The organism is Kitasatospora saccharophila (genome assembly GCF_039529925.1).
Taxonomy (GTDB): Bacteria; Actinomycetota; Actinomycetes; order Streptomycetales; family Streptomycetaceae; genus Kitasatospora; species Kitasatospora saccharophila.
In genome coordinates, this window is record NZ_BAAANS010000036.1 from 12,157 (window position 1) to 24,992 (window position 12,836).

The 12,836-nt window shown below is 76.9% G+C and carries 12 protein-coding genes; 11 read left to right on the top strand and 1 reads right to left on the bottom strand.

Annotated features, from left to right (window positions below; genetic code table 11):
• The first annotated feature begins 23 nt into the window (after positions 1-23).
• The 11 genes from hppD (at position 24) to ABD345_RS24660 (ending at position 11,173) form a co-directional block, all read left to right on the top strand.
• Positions 24-1,127: a 4-hydroxyphenylpyruvate dioxygenase gene (gene hppD, locus ABD345_RS24610; RefSeq protein WP_344554774.1), complete on the top strand. Its 1,104-nt coding sequence runs from the start codon at positions 24-26 to the stop codon at positions 1,125-1,127.
• Positions 1,124-2,065, top strand: coding sequence for a phytanoyl-CoA dioxygenase family protein (locus tag ABD345_RS24615; protein WP_344554775.1), 942 nt, complete (start codon positions 1,124-1,126; stop codon positions 2,063-2,065). Before hppD ends, ABD345_RS24615 begins: the two co-directional genes overlap by 4 nt.
• The gene (locus tag ABD345_RS24620; RefSeq protein WP_344554776.1) at positions 2,055-3,002 is read left to right on the top strand and encodes a thiamine pyrophosphate-dependent dehydrogenase E1 component subunit alpha; all 948 of its coding nucleotides are present in this window, start codon (positions 2,055-2,057) and stop codon (positions 3,000-3,002) included. Before ABD345_RS24615 ends, ABD345_RS24620 begins: the two co-directional genes overlap by 11 nt.
• Before the next feature lies 1 nt (position 3,003).
• The gene (locus ABD345_RS24625; RefSeq protein WP_344554777.1) at positions 3,004-3,993 is read left to right on the top strand and encodes an alpha-ketoacid dehydrogenase subunit beta; all 990 of its coding nucleotides are present in this window, start codon (positions 3,004-3,006) and stop codon (positions 3,991-3,993) included.
• Positions 3,990-5,690, top strand: a complete 1,701-nt coding sequence (locus tag ABD345_RS24630) for a class I adenylate-forming enzyme family protein (protein WP_344554778.1) — start codon at positions 3,990-3,992, stop codon at positions 5,688-5,690. Before ABD345_RS24625 ends, ABD345_RS24630 begins: the two co-directional genes overlap by 4 nt.
• A gap of 77 nt (positions 5,691-5,767) precedes the next feature.
• Positions 5,768-7,261 (top strand): condensation domain-containing protein, encoded by a 1,494-nt coding sequence (locus tag ABD345_RS24635; RefSeq protein WP_344554779.1) that lies wholly within the window; start codon positions 5,768-5,770, stop codon positions 7,259-7,261.
• Entirely contained in the window at positions 7,258-8,196 is a 939-nt protein-coding gene (locus tag ABD345_RS24640; protein ID WP_344554780.1) for a 3-oxoacyl-[acyl-carrier-protein] synthase III C-terminal domain-containing protein, read from the top strand. The genes ABD345_RS24635 and ABD345_RS24640 overlap by 4 nt, the downstream gene beginning before the upstream one ends.
• Positions 8,197-8,230: 34 nt before the next feature.
• Positions 8,231-8,491 carry a phosphopantetheine-binding protein gene (locus ABD345_RS24645; protein WP_344554781.1) on the top strand — a complete coding sequence of 87 codons (261 nt, stop codon included), beginning with the start codon at positions 8,231-8,233 and terminating at the stop codon, positions 8,489-8,491.
• Positions 8,488-9,264: a hypothetical protein gene (locus ABD345_RS24650; protein ID WP_344554782.1), complete on the top strand. Its 777-nt coding sequence runs from the start codon at positions 8,488-8,490 to the stop codon at positions 9,262-9,264. The genes ABD345_RS24645 and ABD345_RS24650 overlap by 4 nt, the downstream gene beginning before the upstream one ends.
• A complete protein-coding gene (locus tag ABD345_RS24655; protein WP_344554783.1) occupies positions 9,261-10,487 on the top strand; it encodes an alpha-hydroxy acid oxidase in 1,227 nt (408 codons plus the stop codon). The genes ABD345_RS24650 and ABD345_RS24655 overlap by 4 nt, the downstream gene beginning before the upstream one ends.
• On the top strand, positions 10,484-11,173 hold the full coding sequence (locus ABD345_RS24660) for a 4'-phosphopantetheinyl transferase family protein (protein WP_344554784.1): 690 nt from the start codon (positions 10,484-10,486) through the stop codon (positions 11,171-11,173). The genes ABD345_RS24655 and ABD345_RS24660 overlap by 4 nt, the downstream gene beginning before the upstream one ends.
• Before the next feature lie 16 nt (positions 11,174-11,189).
• On the opposite strand, the gene ABD345_RS24665 is transcribed toward ABD345_RS24660, so the two are convergent.
• The gene (locus tag ABD345_RS24665) at positions 11,190-12,674 is read right to left on the bottom strand and encodes an aldehyde dehydrogenase family protein (RefSeq protein ID WP_344554785.1); all 1,485 of its coding nucleotides are present in this window, start codon (positions 12,672-12,674) and stop codon (positions 11,190-11,192) included.
• Positions 12,675-12,836 lie beyond the last annotated feature (162 nt).

Below are 12,836 nucleotides of genomic sequence, written 5' to 3' on the forward strand. Positions count from 1 at the left end.
GAGAAGAGAAGGAACTGCACGCGATGGATTTCCTCGATCTCGACCACGTCGAGTTCCACGTGGGGGACGCGCGCCAGGCGGCGTACGTGCTGTCCGCGGGGCTCGGCTTCCGCCTGCTGGCGCAGGGCGGTCCGGAGACCGGCCTGCCCGGGCAGCGCAGTCTGCTGCTGGGGCAGGGCGACTGCCGGGTGCTGCTGACCTCGGGCCTGGAGCAGGGGCACCCGGCGGCGCGGTACGTCGCCCGGCACGGGGACGGGGTGGCCGTGCTGGCGTTCGGCACGCCGGACGTGACGGCCGCGTACGCGGGTGCGGTGGCCGGCGGGGCGCTCGGGCTGGAGCCGCCGCGGGAGCGCGGCGGGGTGGTGACGGCGGTGGTGTCGGGCTTCGGTGACGTGGTGCACCGGCTGGTGGAGCGGCGGGGCGCGGGCGGGGGGTTCCTGCCGGGCCTGGTCGCGGTGCCGCAGGCGTCCGGCTCGCCGGGGCGGGCGCCGGGGGCCCAGGAGGGTTCGCCGGGGCCGGAGTTGGTGCGGGCGATCGACCACGCGGCGGTGTGCGTGCCGGACGGGTGCCTGGACGACACGGTGGCGTACTACCGGGAGGCGTTCGGGTTCGAGGTGGTCTTCGAGGAGTACATCGAGGTCGGCGGGCAGGGCATGTTCTCCCGGGTGGTGCAGAGCCCGTCGGGCGGGATCACCCTGACGCTGATCCAGCCGGACGGGGCGCGCGAGCCGGGGCAGGTGGACGACTTCCTGGCCTGGCACGGCGGCCCGGGCGTGCAGCACCTGGCGCTGTCCTGCGCCGACGTGGCCGGGGCGGTGGACGCGATGGCGGCGCGCGGGGTCGGGTTCGCCCCGACGCCGGACGCCTACTACGACACCCTGCCGGTGCGCCCGGCGGAGCGGCTGCGCAGCCGGGGCGTCCTGCTGGACCGGGACCACTGGGGCGAGCTGTACCAGATCTTCGCGACCTCGCTGCACGTGCGGCGGACGTTCTTCTGGGAGCTGATCGAGCGGCACGGCGCCCGCACCTTCGGCACCGCGAACATTCCGGCGCTGTACGCGGCCAAGGAGCGCGAGCTGGCGGCCCTGCGGGTTCCGGCGGCGCGCGGCGGGGTGGTGGCGAAGTGAGCACCGGGACGGGTGAGCTGCGGTTCGAACTGACCGCCGGGGAGCTGGAGTTGCTGCCGGACGAGGCGGACGTCGCGTTCTACGCGGAGCACGGCTGGTACCTGAGCCGGCAGGTGTTCTCGGACGCCGAGGTGGACGCCCTGGCGGCGGCCGCCGAGGCGTACTACGCGGGGGCGCGCAGCCGGGAGCTGCCGGTGCGCCCGCCCCGGCTGGCGGCCTGGAAGCCGGCGGACGGGCCGGTGCAGCGGCACAACGACTACGTGCACTACGAGAGCGACCCGATCGCGCGGGTGCTGCGCAAGCCGCTGCTGGGGGCGGTGGCGGCGCTGCTGGCGGGGGTGTCGGAGATCCGGGTGTTCCAGTCGACGCTGATCCTGAAGCCGGCGGTGGCGGGCGAGCCGAGCAACGTGGTGCCCTGGCACATCGACAAGCACTACTGGTCGACGTCGAGTTCGGAGCGGATGCTGACGGCGTTCGTGCCGTTCCACGACTGCGACGAGGAGATGGGCACGCTGACGGTGGTGGACGGCAGCCACCGCTGGCGGGAGGTGGGCCGGGAGGACTCGGTGACCCGGCACTTCGCGGACCGCGACCGGGGCGACCTGGAGCGGCTGCTGGCGCTGAACGCGGCGCACAACGGCGCGGAGGTGCGGAAGGTGCCGCTGGTGATCCCGAAGGGTCACGTGTCCTTCCACCACTGCCGCACGTACCACGGCTCGGGGCCGAACGTCAGCGGGCGGCCGCGCCGGGCGGTCTCCTTCCACCTGCAGGACGGGGCGAACGAGTACCGGCGCTTCCCGCTCTCGGACGGCGGCGCGGCGGTGTACAACCACGACGTGCTGGTGCGCCGGCTGCCGGACGGGCGGCCGGACTACGCGGACCCGGAGTTCTGCCCGGTGCTGTGGCGTTCCGCCGGGGCGGGCCGTGATGGCTGCTGACGCGGACCTGTACCGGACGGTGGCGCTGATCCGGGGCTTCGAGCGGCGGGCGGTGGAGCTGGTCCGGGCGGGGGTGGTGCCGGGCGGCGTCCACCCGTACACCGGGCAGGAGGCGATCGCGGCGGGCAGTTGCGCGGCGCTGCGGCCGGACGACGTGATCACCTCGACCCACCGGGGGCACGGGCACGTGCTGGCGAAGGGGGCCGACCCGGCCCGGACGATGGCCGAACTGGCGGGCCGGGAGCCGGGGTTGAACCGGGGCCGGGGCGGTTCGATGCACGCGGCGGACTTCTCGCTGGGGGTGCTGGGCGCGAACGCGATGGTGGGCGCGGCGGTGCCGATCGCGGCGGGTGCGGCCTGGGCGCTGCGCCGGGCGGGCTCGGACCGGGTCGCGGTGGCGTACTTCGGGGACGGCGCGGTGAGCCAGGGCGTGGTGCTGGAGGCGTTCAACCTGGCGGCGCTGTGGCGGGCGCCGGTGGTGCTGGTGTGCGAGAACAACGGGTTCGCGACCTCGACCCGGACGGCGGACGCGGTGGCGGGCAGCATCCTGGGCCGGGCCCGGGCGTTCGGCATCCCGGCGCACGCGGTGGACGGGACGGACCCGCGGGCGGTGCTGGACGCGACGGCCGCGGCGGTGGCCCGGGCCCGGGCGGGCGGCGGGCCGACGCTGCTGGAGTGCGCGGCGTACCGCTTCGACGCGCACCACACCTGGGAGCACGCGGCGCGGCCGGGCTACCGTTCGGCGGCGGAGGAGGCGGCGGGCCGGGCCCGGGACCCGCTGGAGGTGCAGGGGGCGCGGCTGGCGCCGGAGGTGCGGTCAGCGATCGACGCGGAGATCGACGAACTGCTGGACGCGGCGGTGGAGTTCGCCCGCGCCGCGCCGCACCCGGATCCGGCCTCGGCGCTGGAGCACCTGTACGCGGCGGAGGTGGGTTGAGGTGCCGAAGCTGTCGTACCTGAAGGCGTTGAACCGGGCGCTGGGCGACGAGATGGCGCGCGACGCGTCGGTGTGCGTGTTCGGCGAGGACGTCCGGGTCGCGGTGTCGAACGTGACGGCGGGGCTGGCGAAGCGGTTCGGGCCGGAGCGGGTGCTGGACACCCCGATCTCGGAGCAGGCGTTCACCTCGTTCGCGACCGGCGCGGCGCTGGTGGGGCTGCGGCCGCTGGTGGAGTTCCAGATCCCGTCGCTGCTGTTCCTGGCGTTCGAGCAGATCGCCAACCAGGCGCACAAGTTCTCGCTGATGTCGGGCGGGCAGGCCCGGGTGCCGGTGACGTACCTGCTGCCGGGTTCGGGCTCGCGGGAGTCCTGGGCGGGGCAGCACTCGGACCACCCGTACGGCCTGTTCGCGCACGTCGGGGTGAAGACGGTGGTGCCGGCCACGCCCTCGGACGCGTACGGGCTGCTGCTGTCGGCGCTGCGCGACGACGACCCGGTGGTGGTGTTCGCCCCGGCGGGGGCGCTGGGGGTCCGCGAGGACGTGGACCTCGCGGCGCTCGGTCCGGTGCCGCTGGGCCGGGGCCGGGTGCACCGGTCGGGCACCGACGTGACGGTGGTGGCGGTGGGCCACCTGGTGCACGAGGCGCTGTCGGTGGCCGAGGAGCTGGCCGGCCGGGTCTCGGTCGAGGTGTTCGACCCGCGCACCCTGCACCCGCTGGACCGGGCGGGGCTGGCGGCCTCGCTGGCCCGGACGGGCCGGCTGGTGGTGCTGGACGACTCCAACCGCTCCTGCGGGTTCGCCGCGGAGGTGCTGGCGACGGCCGCCGAGGGGGCGCGGCTGCGGGCCGCGCCGCGCCGGGTGACCCGCCCGGAGGGGGCGGTGCTGCCGTTCGCCCCGGCGCTGGACCGGGCCTGCCAGCCGGGTCGGGCGCAGTTGCTGGCGGCTATCGAAGAAGTGACGGGCGTACGCGGGGAAGGTGGCGGGGCATGAGGGACACCGGTATCAGGGCGCGGCTGGCCGCCGACCCGGGGCTCGGCACGGGCAACGTGCTGACCTCGCTGCTGGCGCACGGCGCGGACCCGGACGGGCCGGGCGCGGCGTTCGACGTGCCCGTCGACGGCTTCCCGGCCGAGCACGGGCTGACGCTCGGCGAGCTGCGGGAGCGGGTGGCGGCCCGGGCCGCCTGGTGGCACGGGCACGGCGTCGGGCCGCGCGACCCGGTGGCGCTGTACGTGTCGGGGTCGGCGGACTGCCTGCTGAACTTCCTGGCGCTGACTTGGCTGGGCGCCGTCCCGGCACTGTTGAACCGGCACCTGCCGGGCGACGTGGCGGCCGAGTACGTGCGGCGGCTGCGGGCGGTGGCGCTGCTGACCGACGCCGAGCACCGGGAGCGGCTGGCGGGCGAGGACCCGGAGGTGGTCCTGCACGCGGACGCCGGCGGGCCGGGCACGGGCGATCCGGCGGCGGCGCCCGTCCCGTACCGGCACCACGCGGACGACCCGGTGGTGATCACGCACTCCTCGGGGACCACCCGGATGCCCGCCGCGGTGGTGCACTCGCACGCCAGCCTGTTCGCGGCGGTGAAGCTGTTCCGGCTGGCGGCGCCGCGCGCCCGCGGCACCGAGCGGATCCTCAGCGCGCTGCCGGCCGCGCACGCGGCGGGCGTCTCCACGCTGAACCTGGCGCTGTGCCACCGCAGCGAGGTGCTGTTCCTGTCCGCGCAGGACGGCGACGGGGTGCTGGCGGCGATCGAGCGCTGGGAGCCGACCGGCGTGTTCGGCTTCGCCGCGACCTGGGCGCAGCTGGCCCGGCACGACCTGTCCGCCCGCCGCCTGGACTCCGTCTCGCTCTGGTTCAACACCGGGGACTGCGCGCACGAGCCGCACGTGCGCCGCCTGGTGGCGGCCGGCTCCCGGGTGACGGTGACCCGGGAGGGGGTGCGGCGGGTGCCCGGCTCGCACTTCGTGGACGGCCTGGGCTCCACCGAGATGGGCCACTCCGCGTTCCACCTCACCCACGGCCCGGACACCGGGCGGTACGGGCGCTGCGTCGGCGTGCCGCACGGTTTCGCCGAGGTCGCGCTGCTGGACCTCGCCACCGGCCGGGAGGTGCCGGTCGGCGAGGTCGGCCACTTCGGCCTGAAGGCGCCGACGCTGGCGCCCGGCTACTGGAACGACTCGGCGGCGACGTACCGCAACCGGCTGGACGGCTACTACCTGACCGGCGACCTGCTGTACCGCGACGCGGAGGGCTACTACTTCCACGTCGACCGGGCCGTGGACGCCGTCGACCTGGGCGGCGGCGAGTGGCTGTACACGGCGCTGAGCGAGGAGCGGATCCTGGTGGCCTGCCCGGACGTGCTCGACTGCACGGTGGTGTCGCTGCGCACCGGGGCGGCGGGTTCCGGGGCGTCTGCGGGTTCTGGGGTGCCTGGGGGTTCTGGGGTCTCTGCGGGTTCCGTGGACGGTCCGGTGGTGACGGACGTGCTGCTGGCGCTGCGTCCGGGAGCGGATCCGGCCGTCGACCGGGCCGCGGCCGTCCGGGCGGCGCTGACGCCCGCGGCGGCGGCGACCCTGCGGGCGGTGCTGGTGATCGGCGAGGAGGAGCTGATCCTCGGGCCGACCGGCAAGGTCCGCAAGTTCCTGATGCGGGAGCGGCACCGGGCCGCGGCGGCGGTGACGGCGTGACGGGGCCCGGTGCCGGTGCGGCGGGGCCCGGTGACGGCGTGACGGGACCCGGTGACGGCGGGAACGGAGGCGGCCGCGTGACGGGACCCGCCGAGCGGATCGAGGTGCCCTTCGCCGGGGACGGTTCGGGCGTCGGCGAACTGTCCTGGGGCATGTGGGAGATCTGGCACGCGATGGTGGCGCAGCGCAGTTCGCTGCCGATCGGCGGCACGGCCGCCCTCCCGGCCGACCGCACGGTCGAGTCGGTGGCGGCGGAGCTGCGCTACCTGATGGGCCGCTTCCCGTCGATGCGCACCCGGCTGCGCTTCGGCCCGGACGGGCACCCGACGCAGGAGCTGTTCGCCTCCGGGCGGATCGGTCTCGAACTGTACGACGCGCCGGCCGGGACCGATCCGGGCGGGCTCGCGGCGCAGGTCGAACTGGCCTACCGGGAACGGCCGTTCGACCACGCCGGGGAGTGGCCGGTGCGGATGGCGGTGGTCCGGGCGGGCGGCCGGCCGACCCACCTGGTCAGCATCATGAACCACCTGGTGTCGGACGCCGCGGGCGGGGCGATCATGCTGCGCGAGGTGCGCGAGCGAGCGGACGGGCCGGTGGCCGGGCTGCAGCAGCTGGAGCAGGCGGCCTGGCAGGGTTCGGCGGCCGGGCAGCAGCAGAACGCGCGGGCGCTGCGTCACTGGGAGCGGATCCTGCGCACCGTTCCCGCCCGCCGCTTCGCCCCCTCCACCGATCCGCGCGAACCCCGGCACTGGACGGGCGAGTTCCGCTCCGCCGCCCTCCCGCTGGCCCTGCCGGTGGTCGCCGCCCGCACCGGCGGCGACCCGCGCGCCGTCCTGCTGGCGGTGTACGCGCTGGCGCTGCGCCGGATCGGTGCGGCGGAACCGGTGGTGCTCCGACCGGTGGTCAGCAACCGGTTCCGTTCGGCGCTCGGCGGGGCGGTGTGCATGGCCGCCCAGGCGGGCATCGCCGTCCTGGACACCGGCGACGGCGGCGTCCCCGCGGCCGTCGCGGCGGCCCGGGGCGCGACCCTGGCCGCGTACAAGCACGCGTACTTCCACCCGGAGCGGCTGAACGAACTGATCGCCCGGATCTCGGCGGAACGCGGCGAGGACCTGGACGTGCAGTGCTTCTTCAACGACCGCAGCACCCGCCCGGCAGCCGCCCCGACCGACCCGCCCCCCACCCCGACCGCCCTACGGGCCGCCCGGGCCCGCAGCACCTTCCGCTGGGTCCGGCGCACCGACCTGCCCGGACGGATCCTGCAGGCCCAGTTCGAGGACGCCCCGGAGGGCCTGCTGATGGAAGTCCTGACGGACACCCGGCACGTCTCCCCCGCCGACGCCGAGACGCTGGCGCGCACGGTGGAGGAACTGGCGGTCGGAGCCGCGCTCGACTTCCTGACGGCGGACGGGGAGGCGGGGGCGGGGGCGGAAACGGAGCCGGAAGCCGGTGCGGGCAAGGAGCCTGACGTCGCGGGCGCGAACGCCGTCCCGGGCGCGGACGCCGGTGCGGACGCGGGCGCGGACGCGGGCGCGGACGCCGGTGCGGCGGGGGCGGGGGTGCGGCGGTGACGTCGCTGTTCGCGGTCTCGGACCACCTGCCGGCCGGGCGGGTGCCGATCGAGGCGTTGGCCGGGGAGCTCGGGTTGACGCCGATGCAGGTGCGGATCTTCCGCCGGTACCACGGGCTGGGCGAGGTCAGCCGGGACGAGGGCGGCAGTCTGCTGGACCTGTTGCGCGGCGCGGTCGCGGGGCTGGCGCCGCTGCGCGGCCGGGAGCACCTGGTGCGCTACGTGCTGCACGCCCGGTCCTTCCCGACCGTCGCCCCGTACCCGTACGACCCGGTGCGGGAGCTGTGTGCGGAGCTGGGTCTGGACCCGGGGGTGCCGGTGTTCTCGGTCGGCCACCACGCCTGTGCCTCGGGCCTGTTGTCGATCGACGCGGCGGGCCGGCTGCTGGCCGCGGACGGCGATCCGGACGCGCTGGCGCTGGTGCTGGCCGGGGAGAAGGCGTTCACGCCGGAGGCGGCGGCGGTGCCGGGGAGCTCGTTCTTCGGCGAGGGTGCCGGGGCGTGCCTGGTCTCGGCGTCCGGCGGGCGTGACCGGGTGCTATCGTACGCGGTCGACCTGCGCGGCGAGTTCGACACCGTCACGGACTCGGCGGAGCTGGAGTCGGAGTTCCAGCGGATCTACGGCGAGGCGCTGGCGGCGGTGGTGCGCGCGGCCGTCGAGGAGGCCGGGCTGACGCTGGAGCGGGTCACGGCCGTCCTGCCGCACAACGTCAACCGGGTGGCCTGGCACCAGGTCTGCCGGGTCCTGGGCTACCCGCGCGAGCGGGTGGTGCTCGACCACGTGCCGACGGTCGGGCACGTCTTCTGCGCCGACCACTTCGTCAACCACCGCACCGCCCGGCAGCGCGGCCTGCTGCGCCGGGGCGAACCGTACGTGATGGCCGCGGCGGGCGCCGGGCGCGGTGCGACGTTCGCCGCCATGGTCCTCCAGCACTGACCGTCCTCCCCCTCTCTCCGCGAAGGATCCCCTCATGGCCTCTTCCGATCAACTGACCGCCGCCATCTGTGAGTTGCTGCCGGTCGTGCTCAAGCGCGAGGTGTCCGGCGCGGACGCCGGCACCGAACTGCTGGACGCCCTCGGGCTGAACTCGACCACCGGCCTGGAGCTCGTCCTGGAACTGGAGGAGCGCCTCGGCCTGGAGATCAGCGTGGAGGACCTCGGCCGGGACGACTTCGCCACCGTCGGCTCGCTGGCCGCGTACGTCGCGGACCACCTGCTGGCGGACGCGTGAGCCTGCGCACCCTGCTGCCGCCCGCCCCGGCCGGCGCCCCCGCGCCCCGCTGGGGGGTGCGCCGGGCCGCCCGGCTGGCCTTCCCGGAGCCGTCCGCGCTGGCCGCCGACCCGGTGCACGCGGCCCGGCTGCACCGCTACCTGACCGATCTGCTCGCCCCGTACGGCCTGTCCGTCCGCACGGACGCGCCGGGCACGCCGGGCCTGCCAGGCGCGCCGGACGCGCCGGACGCGGGTTCGCCGGGCCCGCCGGTCTCCGGGCAGTCGTACGGGGAGATGGCCGAGGCGCTGATCCGGGCGGTCGTCCCGGCGGGCGAGCAGGTCGACCTGCTGGTGCTCGCGCACTCCGTCCCCGACCTGACCCCGGGCCGGGCCACCGCCTGCCGGCTGGGCCACGTCTGTCCGGGCGCCCCGCTGTCCTTCGCGGTCAGCGGCCAGGACGGCACGGCCGCGTTCACCGCGCTGCGGCTGCTGACGGCGTACGCGGACTCGGCCGGGCTGCGGCGGGCGCTGCTGCTGGTGGTCGAGCAGGACGCGCTGCCGTACGACCCGGGCGTCCCGGTCGCGCTGCCCGCCGTCAGCCGGGGCGTCGCGCTGCTGTTCGGCGACCCGCTGCCGGGCGAGCGCGTCCTGCGGCTCGACCCGGCCGGCATCACCCCCGCCGGACCGCACCCCGCCGACCCGGCCCAGCCCGGCACCGGCCTGTGGTGGGAACTGGGGGCGCTGTCCTCGCCCGAGGAGGCCCCGGACCGGACCGGCGAGGTACCGCGATGACCACCCCGCGCCACCCGACCCACCACCACGACCACCACCAACCGACCTCCCCCGCCAGCGAATTCGTCACGGCAGAGGCGGACGAGGAGACACCCGGGCGCAGCCCCGGCCCGGACCGGCGAGGTGCCGCGATGACCGCCCCGCTCCGCCTGACCGATTACCGCGCCCGCGGGTACCGCCGGCTCCCCTCCTCCGTGCGCGACTTCGTCGAGGGCGGGGCGGGCGAGGAGCGGACGCTGGGGGCGAACCTGCGGGCCTTCGGGCGGGTGGTGCTGCGGCCCCGGGTGCTGGTCGACGTGTCGGCCCCCGACACCGCGACCGAGCTGCTCGGTGCCCCGCTGGCCACCCCGGTCGGCGTCGCGCCCACCGCGTACCACCGGCTGCTGCACCCCGAGGGCGAGCTCGCCACCGCCCGCGGGGCCGGGCGGGCCGGGGCGCTGTACGTGGTGAGCCTGTTCGCCTCCCGGACGCTGGAGGAGGTGGCCGCCGCGGCCACCGGGCCGTGCTGGCTGCAGCTGTACTGGCTGCGCCGCCGCGAGGTGCTGGCGGACCTGGCCGGGCGGGCCGCCGCGGCCGGCTACCGGGCCCTGGTGCTGACCGTGGACGCCCCGTACCTGGGCCGCCGGCACCGCGACGCCCGCAACGGCTTCGCGATCCCGCCGGACGTCCGGGCCGTCAACCTGGACCCGGCACTGATGGCCGCCGCCCACCGGCCCGCCCCCGGCCGTTCCGCGCTCGCCGTGCACACGGCCGAGGCCGTCGACCCGTCGGTGACCTGGTCCGACCTGGCCTGGCTGCGCGCCCGCAGTCCGCTGCCGCTGGTCCTGAAGGGCGTCCTGACCGGCGAGGACGCCCGGCGGGCCGTCGAGCACGGGGCGGACGCGGTCGTGGTCTCCAACCACGGCGGCCGCCAGCTCGACCGCGCCCCGGCCGCGTTGGACGCCCTGCCGGAGGTGGTGGACGCGGTCGGCGGCGCCTGCCCGGTGCTGTTCGACGGCGGGGTCCGCAGCGGCGCGGACGCCTTCGCCGCGCTGGCGCTCGGCGCGCGGGCGGTGCTGCTCGGCCGCCCGGTCCTGTGGGGCCTGGCGGCCGACGGCGCGGACGGCGTGGCCGGGGTGCTCGGCGTGGCCACCGAGGAGCTCGCCCACACCATGGCCCTCACCGGCCGTCCCTCGCTCTCCGTCCTGGACCGTTCCGCGGTCTCGCTGGCGGCGCCGCGATGACCGCCCGCCAGGACGACGCCGTGCTGCTGCACCTCGTCCCCGACCCCGGCCCCGGCCTCCCCCTCACCCCGCTGCTGGCCGACCTCTCCCCCGCCGAGCGGCTGCGCGCCGACACCTGCCGCGACCCCGACACCCGGCGCCGCTACGTCCTCGCCCACGCCGCCCTGCGCCGCCTGCTCGCCGACCGCCTCGGCACCGCCCCCGCCGCGCTCCGCTGGCGGCACGGCCCGCACGGCAAACCCGCCCTCCCCGACGGCGGCCCCCGGTTCAACCTGTCGCACTCCGGTGCCTTCGCCCTCGTCGCCCTCTCCCCCGTCCGCCCGGTCGGCGTCGACCTGCAACGCGTCCTCCCGCACACGGACCCCGCCGCGATGGCCGCCCGCTACTTCCCCCCGGCGGAGGGCCGCCTCGTCCGCGCCGCCGCCGACCCCGCCGCCTGCTTCGCCCGCCTCTGGGCCCGCAAGGAGGCCCTGGTCAAGGCGCACGGCGGCCGCCTCGTCGAGGGCCTGCGCGTCCCCGTCGAGGACCTGCGCGTCCCCCTCGGACCCGCCACCGCCCCCGAGGACGCCTGGTCCCGCGCCTACCGCCTCACCGACACCCCCGCCCCGCCCGGCTACCACGCCGCCCTCGCCCTCGCCGGCACCGCCCCGTTCCACGTCACCACCCGCACCTGGAGCTGGACCTGACCGCCCCGGGGCGGGGTCAGTCGCGGAGTTCGGCGGGGAGGAGGTCCGGCGGGGCGTCCTGGTAGGTGACGGGGCGGAGCCAGCGGTGGATGGCGCTGGTGCCGACGGAGGTGGTGGGGGTGGTGGCGGCGGGGTAGGGGCCGCCGTGCTGCATGGCGGGGGTGACGGCGGTGGCGGTGGGCCAGGCGTTGAGGACGAGGCGGCCGGCCAGGGGGGCGAGGCGGGCGAGGAGGGGGAGGGTGCGGGCGGGGGGTTCGTCGGGGGCGTGGTGGCGGGCGGCGGTGAGGGTGCCGGGGAGGCGGGCGAGGACGGCGGGCAGGTCGGTGTCGTCGTGGTAGCGGACCAGGACGGTGAGCGGTCCGAAGCACTCGTCGAGCAGGTCGTCGTGGAGGTCCTCGGCGGCGACGGCGAGCAGGCCGGGGCGGACGGCGAGCGGGGCGTCGGCGGTGGGGGCGGGGCCGGGAGCGAGGAGGACCTCGACGCCGGGGAGGGCGGCGCGGTGGGCGGCGCCGGCGAGGTAGTTCTCGCGGATGCGCGGGTCGAGCAGGGGTGCGGCGGGGGCCTGGGCGGCGGCGGTGGTGGCGGCCCGCTCCAGGGCGTCCAGGGCGGGGCGGGCGGCGGGCACGAGGACGAGGCCGGGTTTGGTGCAGTACTGGCCCTGGCCGAGGGTGTAGGAGGCGGCCAGGCCGGTGCCGATCTCGGCGGCGCGGGTGGCGGCGGCGCGTTCGGTGACGACGACGGGGTTGAGGCTGCCGAGTTCGCCGTGGAAGGGGATGGGGCGGGGGCGGGCGGCGGCGAGGTCGTGCAGGGCGCGGCCGCCGCGCAGCGAGCCGGTGAAGCCGACGGCGGCGGTGAGCGGGTGCTGGACGAGGTGGGTGCCGGCGGCGAAGCCGTGGACGGTGCCGAGGACGTCGGCGGGCAGGCCGACCCGCTCGGCGGCTCCGCGCAGCAGGCGGGCGCAGAGTTCGCCGGTCTCGGGGTGGCCGGGGTGGGCCTTGACCACGACGGGGCAGCCGGCGGCGAGGGCGCTGGCGGTGTCGCCGCCGGGGACGCTGAAGGCGAGCGGGAAGTTGCCGGCGGCGAAGACGGCGGCGACGCCGAGCGGGGTCTTGGTGCGGCGCAGGTCGGGGCGGCCGGTGGCGGGGTCGGCGCGGTCGATCCGGACCTCGAGGTAGCCGCCGTCCGCGACGGTCCGGGCGAAGCTGCGCAACTGGTGGGTGGTGCGGGCGAGTTCGCCGGTGAGGCGGGCTTCGCCGAGGGCGGTCTCGGCGTCGGCGGTGGCCAGGATCTCGGGGCGGGCGGCGTCCAGGGCGTCGGCGGCGGCGTGCAGCAGGGCGGCCCGGCGGGGGCGGTCGGCGAGCGCGTCGAGGGTGCGGGCGGCGGCGGTGACGGCCCGGTCGACGTCGGCGGGGCCGGCTTCGCGGGCGGGGTGGGCGCGGACGGCTCCGGTGCGCGGGTCGGTGCTGGGGACGGGGGCGCCGGTTCGGGTTCGGTCGGTCATGGCGCGGGCCTCCTCGTGGGGTGGCGGGGTCGGGTAGCGTCCGGTGCACGGCGGGGTGCGGCCCGCTGTGGGGCCGGACGGCCCGTCAACCCTCAGTTGTTCAGTATGCTGAACGGCAGTCAACTATTTGAACTTCGCGGGACGATACGCCGCGGGACAGAA

Coding starts and splice junctions, on each gene's coding strand:
- ABD345_RS24665 (WP_344554785.1), bottom strand. CDS start 12,674: ATGACCGACCGAACCCGAACCGGCGCCCCCGTCCCCAGCACCGACCCG.
- ABD345_RS24630 (WP_344554778.1), top strand. CDS start 3,990: ATGAGGGACACCGGTATCAGGGCGCGGCTGGCCGCCGACCCGGGGCTC.
- ABD345_RS24620 (WP_344554776.1), top strand. CDS start 2,055: ATGGCTGCTGACGCGGACCTGTACCGGACGGTGGCGCTGATCCGGGGC.
- ABD345_RS24655 (WP_344554783.1), top strand. CDS start 9,261: ATGACCACCCCGCGCCACCCGACCCACCACCACGACCACCACCAACCG.
- ABD345_RS24660 (WP_344554784.1), top strand. CDS start 10,484: ATGACCGCCCGCCAGGACGACGCCGTGCTGCTGCACCTCGTCCCCGAC.
- hppD (WP_344554774.1), top strand. CDS start 24: ATGGATTTCCTCGATCTCGACCACGTCGAGTTCCACGTGGGGGACGCG.
- ABD345_RS24645 (WP_344554781.1), top strand. CDS start 8,231: ATGGCCTCTTCCGATCAACTGACCGCCGCCATCTGTGAGTTGCTGCCG.